At 62.9% G+C, this 23,758-nt stretch carries 19 protein-coding genes and 3 tRNA genes; 13 read left to right on the top strand and 9 right to left on the bottom strand.

Translation table 11 applies throughout. The annotated features are described in order from the left end of the window. Positions 1-15 precede the first annotated feature (15 nt). The gene (gene thiO / locus QE444_RS21675; protein ID WP_309741656.1) at positions 16-1,119 is read left to right on the top strand and encodes a glycine oxidase ThiO; all 1,104 of its coding nucleotides are present in this window, start codon (positions 16-18) and stop codon (positions 1,117-1,119) included. Here the strand turns inward: thiO and QE444_RS21670 are convergent, their stop codons facing one another. The 3 genes from QE444_RS21670 to QE444_RS21660 are packed head-to-tail and all read right to left on the bottom strand — an operon-like array spanning position 1,120 to position 4,269. After that, a complete protein-coding gene (locus tag QE444_RS21670) occupies positions 1,120-2,460 on the bottom strand; it encodes a sigma-54 dependent transcriptional regulator (RefSeq protein WP_187980251.1) in 1,341 nt (446 codons plus the stop codon). 2 nt (positions 2,461-2,462) lie between these two features. Next, a complete protein-coding gene (locus QE444_RS21665; RefSeq protein ID WP_187980250.1) occupies positions 2,463-4,037 on the bottom strand; it encodes a PAS domain-containing sensor histidine kinase in 1,575 nt (524 codons plus the stop codon). Then, on the bottom strand, positions 4,021-4,269 hold the full coding sequence (locus QE444_RS21660; RefSeq protein WP_187980249.1) for a PP0621 family protein: 249 nt from the start codon (positions 4,267-4,269) through the stop codon (positions 4,021-4,023). Before QE444_RS21660 ends, QE444_RS21665 begins: the two co-directional genes overlap by 17 nt. 131 nt (positions 4,270-4,400) lie before the next feature. Here QE444_RS21660 and QE444_RS21655 point away from each other — a divergent pair, with 131 nt between their 5' ends. Further along, positions 4,401-6,023, top strand: a complete 1,623-nt coding sequence (locus QE444_RS21655) for an NAD+ synthase (protein ID WP_309741651.1) — start codon at positions 4,401-4,403, stop codon at positions 6,021-6,023. Between the two features lie 67 nt (positions 6,024-6,090). On the opposite strand, the gene QE444_RS21650 is transcribed toward QE444_RS21655, so the two are convergent. Further along, a complete protein-coding gene (locus QE444_RS21650; protein WP_285386476.1) occupies positions 6,091-7,116 on the bottom strand; it encodes an outer membrane protein assembly factor BamD in 1,026 nt (341 codons plus the stop codon). Between the two features lie 188 nt (positions 7,117-7,304). Between QE444_RS21650 and rluD the strand changes: the two genes are divergently transcribed. From rluD to QE444_RS21595, 11 genes are all read left to right on the top strand, one after another. Next, positions 7,305-8,264: a 23S rRNA pseudouridine(1911/1915/1917) synthase RluD gene (gene rluD, locus QE444_RS21645; RefSeq protein WP_208692756.1), complete on the top strand. Its 960-nt coding sequence runs from the start codon at positions 7,305-7,307 to the stop codon at positions 8,262-8,264. Then, positions 8,261-8,992: a peptidoglycan editing factor PgeF gene (gene pgeF, locus QE444_RS21640; protein WP_309741648.1), complete on the top strand. Its 732-nt coding sequence runs from the start codon at positions 8,261-8,263 to the stop codon at positions 8,990-8,992. Before rluD ends, pgeF begins: the two co-directional genes overlap by 4 nt. A 131-nt stretch (positions 8,993-9,123) precedes the next feature. After that, complete coding sequence (gene clpB / locus QE444_RS21635; RefSeq protein WP_309741645.1) at positions 9,124-11,688, top strand: ATP-dependent chaperone ClpB; 2,565 nt, start codon at positions 9,124-9,126, stop codon at positions 11,686-11,688. Positions 11,689-11,850: 162 nt separating this feature from the next. Then, a tRNA-Asn gene (locus QE444_RS21630) sits at positions 11,851-11,926 on the top strand. A gap of 10 nt (positions 11,927-11,936) precedes the next feature. Next, a tRNA-Pro gene (locus QE444_RS21625) sits at positions 11,937-12,013 on the top strand. 5 nt (positions 12,014-12,018) lie between these two features. Then, positions 12,019-12,094: transfer RNA gene (locus QE444_RS21620), tRNA-Lys, on the top strand. 270 nt (positions 12,095-12,364) lie between these two features. Beyond that, positions 12,365-12,898 carry a GspH/FimT family pseudopilin gene (locus QE444_RS21615; RefSeq protein WP_309741643.1) on the top strand — a complete coding sequence of 178 codons (534 nt, stop codon included), beginning with the start codon at positions 12,365-12,367 and terminating at the stop codon, positions 12,896-12,898. Beyond that, positions 12,899-13,492 carry a type IV pilus modification protein PilV gene (gene pilV / locus QE444_RS21610; RefSeq protein WP_309741642.1) on the top strand — a complete coding sequence of 198 codons (594 nt, stop codon included), beginning with the start codon at positions 12,899-12,901 and terminating at the stop codon, positions 13,490-13,492. It begins immediately after the preceding gene. A 1-nt stretch (position 13,493) separates the two neighbouring features. Continuing rightward, positions 13,494-14,291, top strand: coding sequence for a PilW family protein (locus QE444_RS21605; protein ID WP_187980242.1), 798 nt, complete (start codon positions 13,494-13,496; stop codon positions 14,289-14,291). Positions 14,292-14,323: 32 nt separating this feature from the next. Beyond that, entirely contained in the window at positions 14,324-14,902 is a 579-nt protein-coding gene (locus QE444_RS21600; protein WP_285386470.1) for a PilX N-terminal domain-containing pilus assembly protein, read from the top strand. After that, the gene (locus QE444_RS21595; RefSeq protein ID WP_309741638.1) at positions 14,899-18,816 is read left to right on the top strand and encodes a PilC/PilY family type IV pilus protein; all 3,918 of its coding nucleotides are present in this window, start codon (positions 14,899-14,901) and stop codon (positions 18,814-18,816) included. The genes QE444_RS21600 and QE444_RS21595 overlap by 4 nt, the downstream gene beginning before the upstream one ends. Before the next feature lie 69 nt (positions 18,817-18,885). Here QE444_RS21595 and cyoE read toward each other — a convergent pair whose 3' ends face one another. Genes cyoE through cyoA form a run of 5 tightly spaced genes read right to left on the bottom strand, consistent with a single transcriptional unit; the run spans position 18,886 to position 23,657 of the window. Beyond that, a complete protein-coding gene (cyoE, locus tag QE444_RS21590) occupies positions 18,886-19,770 on the bottom strand; it encodes a heme o synthase (protein WP_133861290.1) in 885 nt (294 codons plus the stop codon). Between the two features lie 14 nt (positions 19,771-19,784). Next, positions 19,785-20,123, bottom strand: a complete 339-nt coding sequence (gene cyoD / locus QE444_RS21585; RefSeq protein WP_133861289.1) for a cytochrome o ubiquinol oxidase subunit IV — start codon at positions 20,121-20,123, stop codon at positions 19,785-19,787. Further along, positions 20,123-20,737 (bottom strand): cytochrome o ubiquinol oxidase subunit III, encoded by a 615-nt coding sequence (locus QE444_RS21580; protein ID WP_133861288.1) that lies wholly within the window; start codon positions 20,735-20,737, stop codon positions 20,123-20,125. Before QE444_RS21580 ends, cyoD begins: the two co-directional genes overlap by 1 nt. Before the next feature lie 4 nt (positions 20,738-20,741). Further along, on the bottom strand, positions 20,742-22,730 hold the full coding sequence (gene cyoB, locus QE444_RS21575; RefSeq protein ID WP_158896248.1) for a cytochrome o ubiquinol oxidase subunit I: 1,989 nt from the start codon (positions 22,728-22,730) through the stop codon (positions 20,742-20,744). Positions 22,731-22,733: 3 nt separating this feature from the next. Continuing rightward, entirely contained in the window at positions 22,734-23,657 is a 924-nt protein-coding gene (gene cyoA / locus QE444_RS21570) for a ubiquinol oxidase subunit II (protein ID WP_280311516.1), read from the bottom strand. Between the last annotated feature and the right edge of the window lie 101 nt (positions 23,658-23,758).

Genomic DNA, 23,758 nt, shown 5'->3' with positions numbered 1-23,758 from the left:
ATGTAGAGGTGTGACGTGAGCTTTGATGTAGCGGTGGTCGGGGCGGGTGCGCTAGGGCTGATGTCGGCCTATTGCCTGTCCTTGAGCGGTCGGCGGGTGGTGGTGGTCGAGCGTGGCGAGCCGGGGCGGGAGGCGTCCTGGGCTGGCGGCGGGATCGTTTCGCCGCTGTATCCCTGGCGTTATCAGCCGGCGGTGACGGCGCTGGCGCACTGGTCGCAGGATTTCTATCCGGTGCTGGGGGAGCGCTTGCGACAGGAAACGGGGGTAGACCCCGAGGTCGAAGTGACCGGGTTGTACTGGCTCGATCTGGAGGACGAAGCCGAGGCGCTGGACTGGGCGCGGCGCAATGTGCGGCCGCTGGCGGCGGTGTCGGTCGAGGAAGTACGGCAGCGGGTCCCGGTGCTGGGGCCAGGCTATGAGCGAGCGGTCTTCATGGCGGGGGTGGCCAATGTGCGCAATCCCCGGCTGGTGCGCGCCCTGCGTGAAGCCCTGCTGCGCATGCCGAATGTGACGCTGGTGAGCGAGTCGCCGGTGACCGGCTTCCTGCGCCAGGGCGAGCGCGTGGTGGGCGTGCAGACCGCGCGCGAGGCCATCCATGCCGAGTCCGTCGTGGTGTGCGCGGGGGCCTGGAGCGGGGAATTGCTGCAGAGTCTGGGGCTGGCGGTACCGGTGCGGCCGGTGAAGGGGCAGATGCTGCTGTATCGCCAGCCGGTGGGCTTTCTGACCAGCATGGTGCTGGCCAAGGGGCGCTACGCCATTCCGCGGCGCGATGGTCATATCCTCATCGGCAGCACCCTGGAGCATGCCGAATTCGACAAGACGCCGACCGCCGAGGCGCTGACCAGTCTGCAGGCGTCGGCTGCCGAGTTGCTGCCGGCGCTGGCCGGCCAGGCGCCGGTGGCGCACTGGGCGGGACTGCGGCCGGGATCGCCGGATGGCGTGCCCTTCATCGGGCCGGTGCCGGAGCTGCCCGGGCTGTGGCTCAACTGCGGGCACTATCGCAACGGCCTGGTGCTGGCGCCGGCGTCCTGCCAGTTGTTGACCGATCTGCTCACCGAACGCACGCCGATCATCGATCCGGCGCCCTATGCGCCAGGCGCGCGGCTGGCGGCGGGCTGATCAGTCGATGCCGAGCTTCTTCAGTCGGTAGCGCATCGACCGGAAGGAGAGGCCCAGGCGCTCTGCGGCGGCGGTGCGATTCCAGCGGGTCTCTTCGAGCGCCTGCATGATCAGCTGGCGCTCGATGGACTCCAGGTGGTCTTCCAGATTGGCGATGTTGGCCAGGCTGGCTTCGCCGGTGGCGGTGGCCGCTGGCGCATCGGCCAGGCGCAGATCGGCCGGGCGGATGACGTCGCCTTCGCAGAGGGTGTAGGCCCGCTCCAGCATGTTTTCCAGTTCCCGCACGTTGCCGGGGAATCTGTAGCTCTTGAGCTTGGCCAGGGCATCGTCGCCCAGCGTGGCCGCGGCCAGACCGGAATCGCGTGCCAGACGTTCGAGCATGTGGCTGGCCAAGGCGCCGATGTCTTCGCGACGTTCGCGCAGAGCCGGCACCTGCAGTTCGATGACGTTGAGGCGGTAGTAGAGATCCTGGCGGAAGGTCCCGGCGGCGACCTCGGCGGCGAGATCCCGGTGGGTGGCGCTGAGAATGCGCACGTCCAGGCTGATCTCCTGCTGGCTGCCTACCGGGCGCACGGCCTTTTCCTGGATGGCGCGCAGGAGCTTGACCTGCATCGGCAGTGGCAGGTCGGCCACCTCGTCGAGAAACAGGGTGCCGCCCTGGGCGGCCTGGAACAGGCCCTGCTTGTCTTCGATGGCGCCGGTGAAGCTGCCCTTGCGATGGCCGAAGAATTCGCTTTCCACCAGTTCCGAAGGGATGGCGCCGCAGTTGACCGGGACGAAGGGGCGGCCCGCGCGCGGGCCCTGCTCATGGATCAGTCGTGCCACCCGCTCCTTGCCGCTGCCCGATTCCCCGCTGATATAGACCGGCGCCTGGCTGCGCGCCAGCTTGGCGATCTGGCCCCGCAGGGCGCGCATGGGCGGCGATTCGCCAAGCAGCTGGGTTTCGCTGGCGCCGGTCACTGCCGGGGCAGGCCCGGACAGCCGCAGGGCGGTGCCCACCAGCTCGCGCAGGCGCGGCAGGTCGACCGGCTTGGTGAGGTAGTCGAACGCACCGGCCTTGAGGGCCTGGACCGCGGTTTCCAGACTGCCGAAGGCGGTGATCATGGCGACCGGCAATTGCGGAAAGCGTTGCTGGATGAACTGGATCAGATCCAGTCCCGAGCCGTCGGGCAGGCGCATGTCGGTCAGGCAGAGGTCGAAGCTTTCCCGTTCGAGGACGGCCCGGGCGTCGGCGATGTTCTTGGCGCTGGCGGTGTCGAGTTTCATCCGCCCCAGGGTGATCTCCAGGAGTTCGCGGATATCGGGTTCATCGTCGACAATCAGGACTTTCTGTCGGGCCATGCTCAGCTCATTGTGCGGGGATGGGCGAAGGTGATGCGAAAACAGCTGCCATTCGCCAAGGGATGATAGCCAAGTCTGGCCTGGTTGCTCTCGCAAAGCTCGCGGGAGATGTACAGGCCCAGCCCGGTCCCCTTGTTTTCGGTGGTGAAGAAGGGCTCGAACAGGTGGTCGAGCTGCTCGGCGGCGACGCCGGCTCCGTCGTCGACCACCTCGAGGATGGGCAGGTCGCTTTCCGGATCGCGGTAGGTGCTGAGCCAGACCTGACCGATGCCATTCTTCTGGCAGCTGTAGCGCAGGCCGTTCTGCACCAGGTTGGTCAGGATCTGGCCCAGCTGGTGAGGATCCATGTGCGTCTGCAGGGTGCCAGGCTCGGTCTTGACGTGCAGCGTCTGGCCGGCGGGCAGGGTAGGGCGCAGCTCCCCGGCGAAACGGTGCGCCCAGTAGCGCAGGTCGATCAGCTGGGGGGCGGCCTGCTGGCGGCGTGACAGCTGCAGGACGTTTTCCACCACCCGGTTCATCCGCCGCGACTGGTCCTGGATGATCTGCGCCAGGCGCCGATCCGGCGTGGCCAGTTCTTCGGATTCCTGCAGCAGTTGCGCGGCGTGACTGATGGCGCCCAGCGGATTGCGGATCTCGTGGGCGATGCCGGCGGTGAGACGGCCGAGGGAGGCGAGCTTGAGTTGCTGGGCTTGCTGGGCGATGCGTGAGACGTCTTCGAGAAAGGTCAGCACCCGCTCACCCTCGCCCTGCTGCAGGCGGGCGAAGCTGGGTTGCAACAGGGGGCCGTTGGCATAGGCGCGCCAGGGCGCGGGCCGGATACTGGGATTGCGCTCCCATTCCTCGAGGCGCTGGGCGAGACCCAGGGCCAGGGGAGCGATGGTGTCCTCGTCGTCCACCCCCAGCAGGCGGCGGGCTGCCGGATTCACCAGCAGCACCTGGTATTCGGCATCGAATACCAGGATACCGGTCCGCATGCGTTCGAGGATCAGCGCGTTGAGGGCTTCCAATTCGGCCACGGCGGTGGCGCGGGTTTCGGCCAGGGCCTGGCTGTCCAACAGGCGCCGGACCAGGCCTTGCACCAGCAGCGCCGTGGCGAAGCAGAGGGTGCCCAGGCCCGCTGCCTGCACATAGCCACTGCCACTGTCGCCGCGGCGCAGGTCGAGATAGCCGGTCGCTAGCAGCAGGGCGATGGCGGCCAGGGCGGCGATCAGCAGGCCGCGGCGGCCACGGATCAGGACGTTGGACACCCCGACGGTCACCACCAGCAGACTGCCCATGCCGCTGGCGATGCCGCCGGCCAGGAAGAACAGGCCGCCCAGGGCGAGGATGTCGATCAGCGCCAGGGTAAAGGCGCGGCCACGCAACAACCGTTGGCCGACCGCCAGCACGGCGTTGATGGCGAGGTAGGCCCAGCTGGCCTGGCGGAACAGCTGGCCGTCGACGGTGCGCAGCCAGTGCTGATCCAGGTCGCTGGAAATCAGCACCACCAGCGCCAGGCCGATGACGATGCGATAGAGATGATAGAGCCGCAGGACCGCGTCGGCTCTCAGGGTGCCTGGATCAGTCGCGGCGCTCATGCTGCAACCGGCGGTGTTCGGCGCTGCAATACCAGCGCTGGCCTTCGCCATCGGCCAGGGCTCTTGCCTGGGGCACATGCACGCCGCAATGGGCACAGCGCACCATGGCATTGGGCGGCAGCGTGGGTGCCTTGGCGGGGGGCGTCTGCGTCTTGCCGCGCCACCAGCGTCTGATCATCCAGAACAGCGCGCCCAGGAGGACGAGCCACAACAGCAGGCGAAGCAGACCCATGGCGATCTCGCAGCGTGAAGGAGGGTGGAGTTTAGCAGGGCTGCCGCAGCCGGTGAGCCCTGCATGGCATCGATTGTCCCGCTTCGCTGCATGCGGGAAAATGCGCCGATCAATCGGGCAAGGAAGAGTGCATGAGTCAGCTGCTGAACGTCGTGATGGCGCAAGTGAACCTCAAGGTCGGCGACATCCACGGCAATGTGGATCGGATCATCGCCGCGGCCCAGGAGGCTCGGGATGACTTGTGCGGCGATCTCATCGTCTTCCCGGAATTGTCGCTGTGCGGCTATCCCCCGGAGGACCTGCTGCTGCGCTCGAGCATGCAGCGCCGCATCGAGCAGGCCTTGCAGCGGATCCGCCAGGAGATTGCCGGTATCCATGTGCTGGTGGGTTTTCCCTGGCTGGAGGAAGGACGGCGCTACAACGCCTGCGCGGTCTATCGCGATGGCGCCGAGTTGGCCTTCTATCGCAAGCAGCAATTGCCCAACTACCGGGTGTTCGACGAGAAGCGCTATTTCGAGCCGGGCGACAGTGCCGCGGTGTTCGATTACCAGGGCGTGCCCATCGGCGTCACCATCTGCGAGGACATCTGGTTCGCCGAGCCCATGGCCAAGGCACGCGCGGCCGGGGCGCGGCTGATGCTCAACCTCAATGCCTCGCCCTTCCACGGCGGCAAGCAGTCCGAGCGCGAGGCGGTGGTGGGCGAACGTGCCCGCGAAGGCAACATGCCGGTGGTCTACGTCAACCAGGTGGGTGGTCAGGACGAACTGGTGTTCGACGGCCATTCCTTCGTGGTCGATGCCCGGGGGCAGGTCAGCCAGCGCGCGCCGGCCTTCTTCGAGGGGCTCTATCCGGTCATCTTCGATGAGGCTCTGCAACCGCAGCCGGCCGTGCTCACTCCCGTCGCCTCGCTGGAGGCCAGCGTCTATGACGCCCTGGTGCTCGGGGTGCGCGACTACGTGCGCAAGAACGGCTTCAGGGGCGTGGTACTGGGACTGTCCGGTGGTATCGATTCGGCCCTGGTGCTGGCGGTTGCCGCGGATGCGCTGGGCGCGGAGCAGGTGGAGGCGGTGATGATGCCCTACCACTACACCGCCCAGATCAGTCTGGAAGACGCCGAAGCCGAGGCGCGAACCCTGGGGGTGCGCTACAGCGTGCTGCCCATCGCGCCCATGGTCGAGGCCTTCCAGGAGACCCTGGCCAGCGAGTTCGCCGGGCTCGGACGGGATACCACCGAGGAAAATCTGCAGGCGCGTTGCCGCGGGACCCTGCTGATGGCGATTTCCAACAAGAAGGGCTATCTGGTGCTCACCACCGGCAACAAGAGCGAGATGGCCGTCGGTTACGCCACCCTCTATGGTGACATGGCCGGCGGCTTCGACGTGCTCAAGGATGTGCCCAAGACCCTGGTGTTCCGCCTGTGCGAGTATCGCAATCGCGCTGGCGAGGTGATTCCGCAGCGGGTGATCGACCGGCCGCCGTCGGCCGAGCTGTCGCCCGACCAGAAGGACGAGGACTCGCTGCCGCCCTATCCGGTGCTCGACGAGATCCTGCGCCTGTATGTCGAGCAGGATCTCTCGGCGGTGGATATCGTCGCCGCCGGCTTCGACGAGGAAACGGTGCGCAGGGTGCTGCGCCTGGTGGATCTCAACGAATACAAGCGGCGCCAGGCGGCGGTGGGCGCCCGGGTCACCCAGCGCGGTTTCGGGCGTGACCGGCGCTACCCCATCACCTCGGGCTGGCGCATTGGCGACTAGGTCACCGGTTCCGGCGCAATAAAAAAGGGGAAGCCACCGGCTTCCCCTTTTCACGTCCGACGCGGAATCAGTCGAACAGACCAAAGGTCAGGCGGCTGAGCCAGGAACGCTTGGCCGGCGCCGGCGTCGCGCCACCGGCCTTCTCGGCCTCGGCCGGGTCGACGATGCGCAGCTCGGGCGCCAGGTTGTCACGCTCTTCCTGGTACTTGCGCTGGATGTCCTGACTGGCGCGGGTCTCGCCGGGCGGCAGTGGATCGCTCGGGCGATCGATCAGGCCCAGGGTCGCACGGGTCAGCCAGGAGCGCTGCTGATCCTTGTCGTCCGGCTCGCGCAGCTGGAATTCGCCATCCTTGAGGCTGACGTTGTCCGGGTAGTTGAGCTTGAGGGTTTCCAGGCTGGTGGCCGCCAGGTCGTTGAGGCCCAGGTGCTTGTAGGCTTCGGTCATGATCGCCAGGCCGTCACCCACGGACGGGGTGCCCTGGAAGTTCTCGACCACGTAGCGACCGCGGTTGGCGGCGGCCACATAGGCCTTGCGGGTCAGGTAGTAGTGGCCGACGTGCACGTCGTAGGCCGCCAGCAGGTTGCGCAGGTAGACCATGCGCGCCTTGGCGTCCGGGGCGTAACGGCTGTTGGGGAAGCGGCTGGTAAACTGGGCGAAGTCGTTGAAGGAATCGCGCGCCGCGCCCGGATCACGCTTGGTCATGTCCAGCGGCAGGAAGCGCGCCAGTAGGCCGCGATCCTGTTCGAAGGAGGACACGCCCTTCATGTAGTAGGCGTAGTCGACGTTGGGGTGCTGCGGATGCAGGCGGATGAAGCGATCCGCCGCCGTGCGCGCCGCTTCCGGCTCGCCGTTCTTGTAGTTGGCGTAGATCAGCTCGAGCTGGGCCTGTTCGGCATAGCGACCGAAGGGATACCGCGACTCCAGGGCCTTCAGCTTGCTGATGGCATCCGTGTAGCTGCTGTTGGAGATATCGCGCTGAGCCTGGGTATAGAGCTCGCCCTCCGGCAGATTTTCCGGAACCTCGGGCGCTTTCGAGGAGCAGGCGGCGGTGAGGACTAGGCTGGTGACCAGCAGCAGGTGCTTCAATTGCATGGCGGCTTGGATTCCCCGAAACGGTCGGCGGTGCAGGGATGAGCGCGGAGAGCACTCACCTAGCCTGTGACGGGGCCGGAACCGTCCTGTTATGATGATCGACCCGGAATGCCGGGGCAAAAAAGTCGCCGTATTTAACCACAGGGTCGGGCCGATTCCAAAAGCCCCGCCATTGCCCGCGCAGATCCATGTCCGAATCCATCGTTCTCAATGCCGAAGTCCCCTACGAACTGGGTGGTCAGCGCCTCGATCAGGTCGCTGCCCAGCTGTTCGCCGAACACTCCCGCTCGCGTCTCGCCGCCTGGATCAAGGACGGCAGCCTGACCGTCGACGGCGCCGTGTTGCGCCCGCGCGACACCGTCCATGGTGGCGCCCAGCTGGCGCTGCGAGCCGAACGCGAGGCCCAGGGCGAATGGGTGGCCCAGGACATCGAGCTGGACATCGTCTACGAAGACGATCACCTGCTGGTGCTCGACAAGCCGGCCGGGCTGGTGGTGCATCCGGCCGCCGGCCATGCCGATGGCACCCTGCTCAACGCCCTGCTGCACCACGTGCCCGGCTTGGAGAGCGTGCCGCGTGCCGGCATCGTCCATCGCCTGGACAAGGACACCACCGGACTCATGGTGGTGGCCAAGACCCTGGAAGCCCATACCCATCTGGTCGCCCAGTTGCAGGCACGCTCGGTGAGCCGCATCTATGAAGCCGTCGTCGCCGGGGTGATCGTCGCCGGCGGCACGGTCAATGCGCCCATCGGTCGTCATTCCCAGCGTCGCCAGCAGATGGCGGTGATCGCCGGCGGCAAGCCCGCTGTCAGTCACTACCGCGTGCTGGAGCGCTTCCGCGCCTATACCCATACCCGGGTCAAGCTGGAAACCGGGCGCACCCACCAGATCCGTGTGCACATGACCCACGTCGGTTTTCCGCTGGTGGGCGATCCGGTCTATGGCGGGCGCTTCAAGATCCCGCCGGCGACCAATCCGACCCTGATCAAGACCCTGCGCGAATTTCCGCGCCAGGCGCTGCATGCGCGCTTCCTCGAACTGGATCATCCGGTGACCGGCGAGCGCCTGCGCTGGGAATCGCCGCTGCCCGAGGATTTTGTCTGGCTGCTGGATTTGCTGCGCCAGGACCGGGAATCCTTCGAATGATCGGCGCCGACTGGCTGCGGCCGGACTGGCCGGCGCCGGTCGGCGTCCAGGCCTGCGTCACCACCCGTTTGGGTGGGGTCAGTCAGTCGCCTTTCGCCAGCTTCAACCTCGGTAATCACGTCGGTGACGATCCGGCGGCGGTTGCCGAGAATCGTCGACGCCTGGACGAAGCCCTGGGGTGTCAGCCGGCCTGGCTCGAACAGGTCCATGGTACCGCTGTCGTCGAAGCCGATCCTATGCAGGTGCTGCGTGCCGATGCGGCCTGGACGGCCACGCCCGGTGTCGCGGTGAGCATGATGACCGCCGATTGCCTGCCGGCGCTGTTCTGCCGGCGTGACGGCTCTCGCGTCGCGGCGGCCCATGCCGGCTGGCGCGGTCTGGCGGGTGGCGTGCTGGAAGCTGCCGCGGCCAGTCTGGAGGTGGCCCCCGCCGAGGTACTGGTCTGGCTGGGCCCGGCCATAGGTCCGGCCAGCTTCGAGGTCGGTGCCGAGGTGCGTGAGGCCTTTGTCGCCCAGCAGGGCGACGCCGAGCGCTGCTTCGTGGCCAGGGGCGGAGACAAGTACCTGGGCGATCTCTATGCCCTGGCTCGTCTGCGTCTCGCCGCTCAGGGCATCACGGCGGTCTATGGTGGCGGCTTCGATACCTTCGCCGATGACCAGCGTTTCTTTTCCTATCGGCGCGCCGCCCGTACCGGGCGCTTCGCCAGCCTGATCTGGATCAAGCCCTAGGTCTTTTTTTGGGATGTCAAGCCTCTCTGGCTTGAATCGTTACGCATCGCCCCTATCTAAAGGTCATTCCCGCGGGTAATCGAAAGCGCCTTACTGTCGCGCTGTCCCGCGTTTCAGATAGGACCTTGCCCATGCGTATAGACCGTTTCACCAGCAAGCTGCAGCTCGCCCTGTCGGATGCCCAGTCCCTGGCCGTCGGCCACGACCATCCGGCCATCGAGCCGTTGCACCTGTTCTCTGCCCTGCTCGAGCAGCAGGGCGGTTCCATTTCCCCACTGCTGCGGCAGGTCGGCTTCGACCTCGCCAGCCTGCGCAAGACCCTTGCCGAAGAGCTGGACAAGCTGCCCAAGATCCAGAATCCCAACGGCGATGTGAATCTTTCCCAGGATCTGGCGCGCCTGCTCAATCAGGCCGATCGCCTGGCCCAGCAGAAGGGTGACCAGTTCATCTCCAGCGAGCTGGTGCTGCTCGCCGCCATGGACGAGAACACCCGCCTCGGCAAGTTGCTGCTGGGGCAGGGCGTCTCGCGCAAGGCGCTGGAGAACGCCATCAACAACCTGCGCGGCGGCGAGGCGGTCAACGACGCCAATGCCGAGGACAGCCGCAAGGCCTTGGACAAGTTCACCGTCGATCTCACCAAGCGTGCCGAGGACGGCAAGCTCGACCCGGTGATCGGCCGGGATGACGAGATCCGCCGCACCATCCAGGTCCTGCAGCGCCGCACCAAGAACAACCCGGTGCTGATCGGCGAACCCGGCGTCGGCAAGACCGCCATCGCCGAGGGCCTTGCCCAGCGCATCATCAATGGTGAAGTACCCGACGGCCTCAAGGACAAGCGCCTGCTGGCGCTGGACATGGGTGCCCTGATCGCCGGCGCCAAGTTCCGCGGTGAATTCGAGGAGCGCCTCAAGAGCGTGCTCAACGAACTGAGCAAGCAGGAAGGCCGCATCATCCTGTTCATCGACGAACTGCACACCATGGTCGGCGCCGGCAAGGCCGAGGGCGCCATGGATGCTGGCAACATGCTCAAGCCGGCCCTGGCCCGTGGTGAGCTGCATTGCGTCGGTGCCACCACCCTCGACGAGTACCGCCAGTACATCGAGAAGGACGCGGCCCTGGAGCGACGCTTCCAGAAGGTGCTGGTGGACGAGCCGAGCGAAGAGGACACCATCGCCATCCTGCGGGGCCTCAAGGAGCGCTACGAGGTGCACCACAAGGTGGCCATCACCGACGGCGCCATCATCGCCGCGGCCAAGCTGTCCCATCGCTACATCACCGACCGCCAGTTGCCGGACAAGGCCATCGACCTGATCGACGAGGCCGCCAGCCGCATCCGCATGGAGATCGACTCCAAGCCGGAGGCCCTGGATCGCCTCGATCGCCGGCTGATCCAGCTCAAGGTGGAACGTCAGGCGCTGAAGAAGGAAGAAGACGAGGCCGCGCGCAAGCGTCTGGAAAAACTCGACGAAGACATTGCCCGCCTCGAACAGGAATACGCCGACCTGGAGGAAATCTGGAAAGCCGAAAAGGCCGAGGTCCAGGATTCCGCCCAGTTGCAGCAGCGCATCGAGCAGGCGCGTACCGAGCTGGAGGCGGCCCGGCGCAAGGGTGACCTCAATCGCATGGCCGAGCTGCAGTACGGCACCATTCCTGACCTGGAGCGCAGTCTGCAGATGGTCGACCAGCACGAGAAGCCGGCCAACCAGCTCTTGCGCAACAAGGTCACCGAAGACGAGATCGCCGAGGTGGTCTCCAAGTGGACCGGCATTCCGGTCAGCAAGATGCTCGAAGGCGAGCGCGACAAGCTGCTGCGCATGGAAGAGGCCCTGCACAACCGGGTGATCGGCCAGGACGAGGCGGTCACCGCCGTGGCCAACGCCGTGCGTCGCTCGCGGGCCGGGTTGTCGGACCCCAACAAGCCCAGCGGTTCCTTCCTCTTCCTCGGCCCGACCGGGGTGGGCAAGACCGAGCTGTGCAAGTCGTTGGCGGAATTCCTCTTTGATACCGAAGACGCCATGGTGCGCATCGACATGTCCGAGTTCATGGAGAAGCACTCCGTGGCTCGCCTGATCGGTGCACCGCCCGGCTACGTCGGCTACGAGGAGGGCGGCTACCTGACCGAGGCCGTACGGCGCAAACCCTATTCGGTGGTCCTGCTCGACGAGGTGGAAAAGGCTCATCCGGATGTGTTCAACATCCTCCTGCAGGTGCTGGACGACGGTCGCCTGACCGACAGCCAGGGACGTACCGTGGACTTCCGCAATGCGGTGATCGTCATGACCTCGAACCTGGGCTCGGCGCAGATCCAGGAGCTGGTGGGCGATCCCGATGCCCAGCGCGCGGCGGTGATGGATGCGGTGGCGGGGCATTTCCGGCCCGAGTTCGTCAACCGTATCGACGAGGTGGTGGTATTCGAGCCCCTGGGGCGCGAGCAGATCGCCGGTATCGCCGAGATCCAGCTGCAGCAACTGGGTCAGCGCCTGGCCGAGCGCGATCTGCACCTGGAGCTGACGCCGGAGGCCTTGGACAAGCTGGTCGCGGTGGGTTACGACCCGGTCTATGGGGCGCGTCCGCTAAAGCGGGCGATCCAGCGCTGGATCGAGAACCCGCTGGCCCAGCGCATCCTGTCCGGTGCCTTCGCGCCGAACAGCCGGATCCAGGGTCGACTGGAGGGCGACGAGATCGTCTTCGCCTAGGAAATGGCCGGGCGATCCCAGGGTCGCCCGGCGTTTCCGATAAATTTGTGAAAAAACAGCAGGCTAGGTGTTGACGTCTGTTTCTACTTCCGTAAAATGGCGCACCTCACTTACGGCAAAGCTCGAAAGGCACTGACGTAAGAGGGGTTGGAAGAGAGAAATTCCGCGATAGCTCAGTCGGTAGAGCAAATGACTGTTAATCATTGGGTCCCTGGTTCGAGTCCAGGTCGCGGAGCCACTTCCATTCTCGGGGTATAGCGCAGCCCGGTAGCGCGCCTGCTTTGGGAGCAGGATGTCGGGAGTTCGAATCCCCCTACCCCGACCATATTTGGGTCGTTAGCTCAGTTGGTAGAGCAGTTGGCTTTTAACCAATTGGTCGCAGGTTCGAATCCTGCACGACCCACCATTTTTACCAGAAACCCTCCGTCAGGAGGGTTTTTGCGTTTCTGGGACATTATTTTCTCAGCGCCAGGCTGAGCGTCATCCCGAAATCTTTCTGCTTCCCGTATTCCGCCTTGCCATCCTCGGCTCATCACGCTGTGCTCTATTTCGCTCATCTCCGGTGAACACCTTTATCCGGGTAGCTTTCCTCGCAAATAGAAGCGATAGCCGGTCATAGCGGCTGCCTGAGCCCTTACTACTATCAGGTGAAGTAACGAGCTTTCAGGCGGTGGGAATGCAGTCGAAACGCCTCTCGGGTTTCACGCTCATCGAGGTCCTGATCGTCATCGTGCTGCTGGGCATCGTCACGGCGCTAGCGGCGCCTGGCTTCGCGAACCTGGTGCAAAGCAACCGCGTCCAGGCGGCAGCCGGGGAGTTGCAGCGCGCGCTCTATTACGCGCGCAGTGAAGCCATGAGCCGGGGAGTGAACGTCGTGATCACCACCGAGCCGGAAGATACCAATGGCTGGATGGGCGCGCTGAAAATCACCACAGCCAAGACCGTGGTGCTGCCCAATGCCGAAGTCCTGCGGCAATACAGTGGCGGGCTGGGAAATGGCGTCAACGGGACGGGTTTCATCGGCGGTGCTCCCCTTACCAGTCTGACTTTCCAGCCCAATGGCAGTCTGAAACTCAGCGGCGAAGCCACCATTCGCGTCTGCGCCACCAATGCGCTCACCCAGGGCAAGCAATTCACCCTAAACCAGGGTGGGGTGCTGACGGTAATCGACTACACGCCTAACCGTGCCAGCGCCGTGGGGTGCACCTAGATGAAGCGCCGCAAAGGTGGGTTCAGCATGATCGAGGTGCTGGTCAGTCTGGTGATCATCTGCATCGGCGTGCTGGGCATGGTCGCCCTGCAGACCCGCAGCGTAGCGCTTTCCCAAGACTCCGTGCAGCGCAGCAACGCCATGGTGCTGGCCAACGAGCTGCTTGAACTGATGCGCAGCAACCGCGACCAGGTGGTGGCCAGTGACAAGGTCAAGATCGACGGGGCCTACATCAAGCAGCCCGGCACCAACTTTCGCACCAAGGCGCTCGATGCCGGCAAGACCTGTTTGACCCGGGATCGCTCTGCGGGTGGCGAAACGGTGGCGGGGCAGGATCTGGGTTGCTGGTTGAATCAGGCAAAGGCGCTGCTACCCGTGACGGACGCCTTGATCGCCAGCAGTTTCGCAGTGTGTCCAGCGTCCAAGGTACCTCTCTTGCCAGCAAGTCCCACGGATCCAGGGATACCGCTGACTGTCTGCGAAAACACCGCACGAGCAACGGTGATGGTAGTAATCGCCTGGCAAGACGTTAGTAATGATCAACTGAATTGCCCAGCTGGTATCTGTTACTACGCTCTACGCTCGGAGTTATGACATGAGCATTAGACTTTTTGCGCGTAGCCGGCACCAGGGCTTTTCACTCATCGAAATGATGATCGCCCTGACCGTGGGCACCTTTCTGGTGCTGGGCGTTTCGCAGATCTATATCAACAACAAGCGTAGCTTTCTCTTCCAGCAGGGCCAGACCGGCAATCGCAACAACGCCCAGCTGATCTTCCAGGTACTCGATCGGCAACTCGCGCGCACCGGCTTCCGCGCCGACATCCGCTATCAGGGCAATTTGGAGGCAGCCTTTCCCAGGGTTGACTCCAAGGAAGATCCAGTCGATGGCATCAAATGCCCTGTCTTTGACCCTGGCGTCACCATTGGCGCGACTACGGACAGCGTCGAGGCGCCTACCGGGGTATGCATTCGCTATCAGGGGGCGTTGGACGGCAAGGACTTGGATTGCCTGGGCAATGTCATTCCCCGGGTGAATCTCAACACCGGCGGTAATGTCCTGATAAAGCTGCGATATATGGCAAGCGACATTCCAGGCGATGGCACTCTGAGATGCACGGTCTGGAGCGAGCGAGATGGCACTCTAACCCCAAAAGGTAGCGAGGTGCTGGTGCAGGGGTTGCAGGACTTTCGCTGGTCCATTCCACCCAAGGCGGATGCGCCCGCGGTGCGTTATGCGGCGCTACTCAACACCCGCGAGGCGCTACCCAGTGACGTGGCCAGCAATGCGGCTGCCAACTGGCAAACCCTTACCGGACTGCAGATCGCGGACGCCAGTCGACCTATGCAGATCCTGCAGAGCACCGTCACCCTCAGGAATCTCGCGCTATGATTTCCGTCAGTGTCAGTCAGCGCGGTGCGACCTTGCTGATCGCCCTGGTAATGTTATTACTGCTGTCGCTGCTGGCCGCCTCCAGCATGCGTCAGACCTTGCTGCAGGCCCGCAGCGGCGGCGCCGCCCTGGAAAACACCCAGGCCTTCAATGCCGCGGAGGCCGCCCTGCGCGAGGGGGAGCGGCGGTTGATGGCCCTCAGCCAGGAGCCAGCCTTTACCGCCTTCAGCGCAGGTTTCGCTAGCTGCCTGGATAGCGTGCCTACCTTGAACGAGGCGTTCGCCGAAACTCCTAGCGGTGACCTCTGCATCTTGACCAAGGCCAGCGATCTCAATAATAGCGCCCTGACCCAGACCTGGGCTGTCGCGGCGCTGCAGTCGAATCAGGATGATCCCCTGGCGCCTACGGCTCGTACGGTCGCCTATCGCGGCTCAGATGGCAGCGCTTCCTTCGCCCAGACACCCCGTTGGGTAGTGACGGCCATCGGCAGCAGCTCGGTCGATGTCTCGGCGCCAGTCACCAATCTGTTTCGGGTGACGGCCGTGGCTCAAGACAGGGGCAGGCGCTTCCCGGTGATACTGCAAAGCGTCGTCTTGCTGGAGGTGCCATGAGTCGAGTCGTACTGGGGGTCGTCGCTCTGATGGCTGTGGTGGGTGTAGACCGCGTCCAGGCCACGGCTTTGAATCTCAGTCAGCAGCCCCTGTTCCTTACCAACAGCGTGGGCCCCAATCTGTTCGTGACCCTGGATAACTCCACCAGCATGCAGATGGCGGTGGTGCCGGATGCGTCCAATACCGATGCCATCCGCCCGACGCGGCGTGCCAAGTCTGCAGCCTTTAACAGCCTCTACTACAACCCGGCAATCACTTATCCCGCGCCCTATACCGTGAGCTACAGCGATACGAGTGGCTTGACCCGTACGCGCCTTACTACCAGCTTCACTAGTGCCTACGTTAATGGCTATCGCCCCGGCTTGGGCAGCGTCAATCTGGCCACCGATTACCGGGTAAGTTGGAGTTACAACCCTAATCTGATCACCACCGATCCCAATGTGGCCCGGGGCAACGCATACGGCAATCCAGGGTTGCAGAACAATAGTCCGAGCATGTTGGCCGAAAATCCTTCCCAGGATTTTTTCAGTAGCGGCACCTACCGTGGCACCAGTTCGACCTATGGCACCCTCACGCTGCTCAACATTCTGCTGGGGGCTGGCTTTACCGAGAGCGTCAATGGTGCCCAGGTCAGTATCAGCGATGCTTCTTTGCTGCAGCGCTTGCTGACCGGGGCGGCGCTTAATGGTAGTTGTAGCGCGAGCATCGCCAATACGCCGGCTGTTACCTACAGCAACGTTACCTGTACTCGCAACGTGAACTATGGGCTGCTCGGGGTAATTTCTTCAGTCAACTATACGGTCACGGCCAACACCAATGTCTCTGCTGCCATTACCGGCGCACAGGCCTATTACTATCTCTACGATACGACGCTTAGTACCTGTCTTCCCGCCGCCCTGCAGTCCGATGGCTGCTACCGGCGGGTACTGGTCAGCCCCGCATCCGGTCCCAATGGCACGGACGAGCGACAGAACTTCGCCAACTGGTATTCCTTCTATCGCAGCCGTGCCTTGGCTGCCCAAACGGCGACCAATCTGGCCTTGGCAGATGCTTCGGAAAATATTCGGCTCGGTTGGCAGGCGCTGGGTACCAACGACAGCTGCATCCTGGTGACGGCCAATGCCAACTGTCGCGGCATAGGCAACTCGAGTCCAGCGGCCTACGACAATCGCCTGCGGCCCTTCACTGGCGCGCACCGGGCGGCTTTCTTCACCTGGCTGGGCGATGTCTACTACAACCAGAGCACGCCCCTGCTCCAGGCGGTTGCCCGGGTCGGCGAACTACTTAAGACCACGGGCAGTGAAAGTCCCTATGCCTCTCAGCCAGGTAGTAGCGAAGCACCAGTCTATGGATGTCGTGCCAGCTACAGTCTGGTGGTGACCGATGGTATCTGGAACTCTGCGCTGAATTCCGGCAACGTCGACGGTACCGCCGCAACCCTCCCGGACGGCCAGCAGTACTCCCTCCAGGCGCCGTTCCAGGACGGTACACCCAGCACTCTTGCAGATCTGGCCTTTCTCTACTGGCGTACCGATGCCCAGCCCAACCTGGACAACAAGGTGTCTCCCTACAATACGGTCAGCACCGGCGAGATCCAGGGCGCCCGAACGCTGCCCCCTTACTGGAATCCGCGTAACGATCCGGCGACCTGGCAGCATCTCACCGGCTTCTACGTCGGCATCGGGCTGAGCAGTGCCCTGGTCAATCCGGCCTGGGGTGGCGATACCTTCTCTGGTGGCTATGCAGGATTGACAGCAGGCACCACGGCCTGGCCAGTGGCCGGGGCGGACAACTCGGTCAATCAGAACAACGTCTATGATCTCTGGCACGCCGCGATCAACTCGCGGGGTGAGTTCTTTAGCGCCGAGAACGCCAGCGACCTGATCACTTCCCTTGGCAAGGTCGTCACGCGCATTACCCAGTCCACCAGCGTCGGGGCTAGCCAGACCGTTTCTCCTACCCGAGTAGGAAACACCACTGCGCTTTTTTCCTATGTCCCATCCTTTTCCAGTACCGACTGGAGCGGGGACGTCATCAAGTACCAGCGCACCGCCGCCACCCGGACTCGGATATGGAGCGCCGCTCAGCAGCTAAATACCCGTTTCCCCCCTGGCAACACCGCCTTTGCGACCCGCAAGATCTACATGGCCAAGGGCGGCGTCCGGGCCGATTTTACCTGGGAGAATCTGACTGCCGATCAACAACTCGTGCTTAATAGGACCTCGAGCGGCGCCACTGACACCTACGGCAGTCGCCGGGTGGATTATCTGCGCGGGGATCGCAGCCTGGAAACGCCCGGAGCCAAGCCGTCCTTGCGCCCGCGTAGCCAGATCCTCGGTGACATCGTGAATTCCTCACCGGTGGTGGTGGCCGCTCCCAACAGTCCCATCGCCCTGATGAACGCGATGGTAGGCAACAATACCTACGCGACCTTCCGCGCTTCCAATGCGTCCCGGGCACGACGCATCTATGTAGGGGCCAACGACGGCATGCTGCATGCTTTCGATGACCAGGGGCAGGAAGTCTTTGCCTTCGTCCCCAGCGCCGTCATGGCCAATCTCCCGCGGCTGACTGAGCGCAGTTACAACGGTGGTGGCCATCAGTCCTACGTTGACAACACGCCGGTGGTGGGGGACGTCTATTTCGACAGCGCCTGGCATACTGTGTTGATCGGCACGCTGCGTGGAGGGGGGCGGGGTATCTTCGCCCTGGACATCACCAATCCCGACGCGCCGAAATTGCTCTGGGAAAAATCAGCTGCGGATGCCGACTACAAGAACCTGGGCTTCACCTATGGTCAGCCCGTGATTACTCGGCTGCACACGGGAAGCTGGGGCGTGGTAGTCAGTAACGGCTACAACAGTGATCAAGACAACGCGGTGCTGTACGTGATGAACGTGGCTAATGGCAGCCTGGTGAAGGCCTTGCCTGTCAGTGACGGCCAGGCCACTCCCAACGGTCTGAGTTCGCCCTTCGTCGCCGATGTCGATGGCGACTTAGTCGGCGACTATGCGTACGCAGGTGATCTGCGGGGCAATCTCTGGCGCTTCGACTTGATCGGTAGCTCGCTAACCACTTCTGCCTTGCCAAATGAATTGCGGGTGGCCTTCGGCAATCGCCCGCTGTACACCGCCGAGGCTAGCAGTGTCGCACGCGGTCTCACCAATTTGGCACAGCCAATCACCGCAAGTCCTTTGGTGATCGCCCATCCCAGTGGAACAGGGCATCTGGTGATCTTTGGCACCGGCAAGTACCTCGAAGCCAACGATGCCATCGCCAATCCCGGCAAGGCCATGACCCTCTATGGCATCTGGGATCGCCAGACCGACGGCTCGGCAGCTGGCAGTACCCCAGCGCTGACCACTGCCAATCTGCAGCAACAGACCCTGGGCAACGAGCAGCGCATCAGTTACACCAGCTCTGCCGGATCCAGCGTCAGCAGCACGGCGAATACAGTCTCGATGACTTCGGTGAGCTATGACTCCATCACCGCTGTTAATGGCAAGCAGGGTTGGTACCTCAATCTGCCGCTGAATGGCGAGCTGGTGGTCAACGAGCCTCAGCTGTTCAGAGGCACGCTGTTGATGAGTTCACTGATACCCAGTACTGACATCTGTACCAGCGGGGTCACTACTTATCTCTATGCCTTAAACCCCTACACGGGTGGCAACAATAGCGGTCTGTTTGATCTGGGTTCAGATACGGTTTATGGACGTATTCAGCTGGATGGTTTGCTAGGGGGTATCGTGCCGTTTCTCTACAGAAACGAAGGTAGCAGTATAGGTGGGACCTACGCAGACCTTTCCACATATGGATCTTCCTGCGTCGGTACTGAGTGTGGTGATAAGTCTTTGTTTATACCGCCCCAACCCAGCCGCCGTCAGACCTGGCGCGTCATCACCAACCAGGACTAGTGGAGGTGCTTTCACCCAGGCATGAAAAAGCCCGGCACCAGGCCGGGCTTTTTCATGGAGCGGGGCGTCTCAGCGCGCGTAGGTTACCAGCACGTCACCCGGGATCTGGAAGTCCACCGACATCATGACGCTCAGGGCGGTGATGGCGATGATGGAGAACCCGAACAGCTTGCGTGCCCATTGCACGTCGTTCTCGGCCTGATAGCCCATGAAGGCCAGGCGCAGCCACCAGGCGCCGATAACGGCGGCCACTGCCAGATAGACGTAGCCGGCATAGCCGAGCACGGTCAGCAGCAGGGTGGCGGCCATGAAGGCCACGGTGTACCAGACGATGTGACGCTTGGTCACCGCGATACCCTTGGCTACCGGCAGTACCGGAATCGAGGCCGCGGTGTAGTCCTTGAGACGGAAGATGGCGATGGCATAGGAGTGCGGCATCTGCCAGAGGCAGAAGATCAGCAGCAGTACCGCAGCGCCACTGTCGAACTGGCCGCTGGCGGCGCAGTAGCCGATCACCGGCGGTGCGGCACCGGACAGGCTGCCGACCAGGGTGCCGTATACCGAGGTGCGCTTCAGCCAGAGGCTGTAGAGCCCTACATACACCACGAAACCCATCACCGCGAAGGCGGTGGCGACCAGATTGGTCGCCCCGTACAGCAGCCCCACCCCGGCCAGGCCGAGGAGGGTGGCATAGGCCAGCGCCACCTTCGAGGAGATCGTGCCCTGGACCAGGGCGCGATTGCAGGTTCTTTCCATCTTCTGATCGATGTCCCTATCGATCACGTTGTTGAACACGCAGCCGGAAGCAATGACCAACGACACCCCGATCGCCGTCGCCAGCAGCAACAGCGGGTCGATGCTCCCTTTGGACGCCAGGAAGAACCCGCCGGCAACCGAGATCAGGTTGCCGAAGATGATGCCCGGCTTCGTCACGAGAAGGTACTTCTTGATCATCACGTCGGCCCGGTTCAGTGGATCATCATGTTGTTGTGCATGTGGTACATGATCCACAGGGATCCCACGACCACGATACCGACGATGACCACGGTGAAACCAAAGGAGATCACGTTCCAACGCTGCTCTTCGGAGGTGTTCAGGTGCAGGAAGAAGTACAGGTGCACCAGCAGCTGTACCACCGCCATGATCACCACGATCGCCAGGGTCGCGCCCTTGGAGAAGGTGGGGAACATCACCAGGCCGAAGGGAATGACCGTCAGGATGACCGACAGGATGAAGCCGACCATGTAGCTCTTGAAAGTGCCATGGCTCTCGGCGGTATGCCCGTGGGCGTTATGATCGTGCGCCATTACAGAACCCCCATCAGATAGACGATGGTGAAGACGAAGATCCAGATGATGTCCAGGAAGTGCCAGAACAGGCTCAGGCACGACAGGCGGGTCACGTTGGTGGTGGTCAGGCCCTTGGAAGCGACCTGCAGCATCAGCACGATCATCCAGATCAGACCCGAGCTCACGTGCAGACCGTGGGTACCGACCAGCGCGAAGAACGACGACAGGAAGGCACTGCGATCCGGACCGTAGCCCTCTTCGATCAGGTGATGGAACTCATAGACTTCCATGCCGATGAAGCCGGCACCAAACAGCCAGGTGACCGCCAGCCAGCCCAGAACGCCACCCTTGCTGCCATGGTGCTGAGCAATCATGGCGAAGCCATAGGTGATACTGGAGAACAGCAGCAGGAAGGTTTCGACCAGGACGAACGACAGTTCGAAGATGTCCTTCTGGGAGGGGCCATCGGCATGGGCACCGCTCAGGACTGCATAGGTCGCAAACAGCGTCCCGAACAGAATGCAGTCGGTCATCAGGTAGGACCAGAAGCCGAACGTCTTCATCGATCCGGCGTCGTGGTGCCCATGCTCCTCGGCATGGGCGACTTCGTTATGCATAACTTGATTCGCCATTGGATTAGGCCTGCTTGAATTTCGCCAGGGACTGAATGCGCGCGGTTTCGATTCGCGCCACTTCTTCCGCCGGTACGTAGTAGTCGACATCGTCGTCGTAGCTGCGGACGACCGCACTGACGATGCAACCCACGAAGCTGGCGATGGCCAGCCACCAGATGTGCCAGATCAGGGCGAAGCCGAGGATCAGGGCGAAGAAGCTGATCACGATGCCGGCAGCGGTGTTGCGCGGCATGTGGATCTTCTTGTAGTCCGCATCCTTCTTCTCGGTGATGCCTTTTTCCTTCATGCCCCAGTAGGCGTCGATGTCGTGCACTTCCGGCACTTCAGCGAAGTTGTAGAAGGGCGGCGGCGACGAGGTCGACCATTCCAGGGTACGGCCATCCCACGGATCGCCCGTCACGTCCACGTTTTCCGGCAGATTGCGGTCGCGGATACTGACGTAGAACATCCACAGCTGGCTGAGGATGCCCAGGGCGATGATGCCGGCGCCAATGGCGGCGGTCACCAGGAAGGGGTGCCAGTCAGGGTTGTCGTAGTGGTTCAGACGACGGGTCATGCCCATGAAGCCCAGCATGTACAGCGGCATGAAGGCGACATAGAAACCGATCAGCCAGCACCAGAAGGCCTGCTTGTTCAGCTTCTCGTTCAGCTTGAAGCCGAACACCTTCGGGAACCAGTAGATCATGCCGGCGAAGTAGCCGAACACGGCGCCGCCGATGATCACGTTGTGGAAGTGGGCGATCAGGAACAGGCTGTTGTGCAGCACGAAGTCCGCACCCGGTACCGCCAGCAGTACGCCGGTCATGCCGCCGATGCTGAAGGTCACGATGAAGCCCAGGGTCCAGAGCATCGGCGAGGTGAACTGGATACGACCCTGGTACATGGTGAACAGCCAGGTGAAGATCTTCACCCCCGTCGGGATCGCAATGATCATGGTCGCGATGCCGAAGAAGGCGTTGACGTTACCGCCCGAACCCATGGTGAAGAAGTGGTGCAGCCAGACGATGAAGGACAGCACGGTAATGGCTACCGTCGCCCAGACCATCGATACATAGCCGAACAGACGCTTCTTGCTGAAGGTGGAGGTCACTTCCGAGAACACGCCGAAGGCCGGCAGGATCAGGATGTATACCTCGGGGTGGCCCCAGGCCCAGATCAGGTTGGTGTACATCATCTGGTTGCCACCGGCTTCCGCGGTGAAGAAGTGGAAGCCCAGGTAACGGTCCAGGGTCAGCAGTGCCAGGGTCACGGTCAGGATCGGGAAGGCCGCCATGATCAGAATGGCAGTACACCACGAGGTCCAGGTGAAGATCGGCATGCGCATCAGGGTCATGCCCTTGGTACGCATCTTCAGCACGGTCACGAAGAAGTTGACGCCGGTCAGGGTCGTCCCGATACCGGAAAGCTGAAGGGCCCAGATGTAGTAGTCCATCCCTACGCCTGGACTGTACTTAATGCCTGACAGCGGCGGATAGGCCACCCAGCCGGTCGCGGCGAATTCGCCCACGAACAGCGACATCATGATCAGCACGGCGCCGGCCACGAACAGCCAGAAGCTCAGCGAGTTCAGGAAGGGGAAGGCCACGTCGCGGGCACCGATCTGCAGCGGTGTCACCACGTTCATCAGGCCGGCCACGAACGGCATCGCCACGAAGAAGATCATGATCACGCCGTGGGCGGTGAAGATCTGGTCGTAGTGGTGCGGTGGCAGGTAGCCCTCGGCGCCGCCAGAGGCGATGGCCTGCTGGCTACGCATCAGGATGGCGTCGGAGAAGCCACGGAGCAGCATGACCAGCGCGACGATGAAGTACATCACGCCGATCTTCTTGTGGTCGACGGTGGTCAGCCACTCTTTCCAGAGATAGCCCCACTTGCCGAAGTAGCTGAGCGCCCCGATGAGTCCAAGGCCGCCCAGGGCGACCACAACGAACGTCACGAGAATGATCGGCTCGTGATACGGAATATCCGCCAGAGTTAATTTACCGAACATAACTTATTCCTCGGTACCGTGTTGACCACCGTGCTGGCTCATGTCCATCACGTGATCGGTCTGCTTGCTGAAGTCGGACTTCATGAACTTCTTGATGACCGTTCTGAACAGATCCGGCTCGACCGTCGAGTAGTAGGCGATCGGCTGCTTCTCGCTGGGCTTGGCCAGCTCGGTGTAGCTCGCCTGATCCAGGGTCTTGCCACCCGACTGCTTGACCTTGTTCACCCAGGCGTCGAAATCGCCAGCGGTGGGTACCGCGTGCACGGTAAAGATCATGTCGGAGAAGCCGGCGCCGCTGTAGTTGGCCGAGCGACCCTCGAACTCGCCGGGGTGATCGGCGATCAGGTGCAACTGGCTCTGCATGCCGGACATGGCATAGATCATGCCGCCCAGGGCCGGGATGGACAGGGTGTTCATGACCGACTCGGAGGTGATCTTGAACTGCACCGGACGATTGACCGGGATGGCGATTTCATTCACCGAAGCGATGCCCTGCTCCGGGTAGATGAACAGCCATTTCCAGTCCATCGAGACCGCTTCGATTACCAGCGGCTGCTCGGGATGGTCGAGGGGCTTGAAGGGATCCAGTTCGTGGGAGGTCTTCCAGGACAGGATGCTCAGGAACACCACGATCGCCAGGGGGACCAGCCAGACCACGGCTTCGATCTTGTAGGAGTGAGCCCAGTTCGGGGTGTACTTGGCGTCTTTGTTGGTCGCGCGGTACTTCCAGGCAAACAGGAAGGTCATCACGATGACCGGGATCACCACGATCAGCATGAGGCCGAACGCTGTGTAGATGAGGTTGCGTTCTTGCACGCCGATGGAGCCTTTCGGATCCAGCAGCACGGCGTCGCACCCGCTGAGCAGCAGCGCGGCGGCACCGGCCAGAAGCCAACCGGTTGGTTTTAGATACTTCGTTAGTTTCATCTCACGACCTCAGTAGAGCGGCTCATCGTGGTTATTCTCTCAACGTGCCTGTCGCCAGCCTCATGCTCCGCAACGGACAGGCATCCGTGCGGCAGGCTGAT

The sequence above is a fragment of the Pseudomonas sp. SORGH_AS_0199 genome, assembly GCF_031453735.1.
Taxonomy (GTDB): domain Bacteria; phylum Pseudomonadota; class Gammaproteobacteria; order Pseudomonadales; family Pseudomonadaceae; genus Chryseomonas; species Chryseomonas aestiva.
Note: the sequence above shows the minus strand (reverse complement) of the source record. Positions and strands in the feature narration are given on the sequence as shown.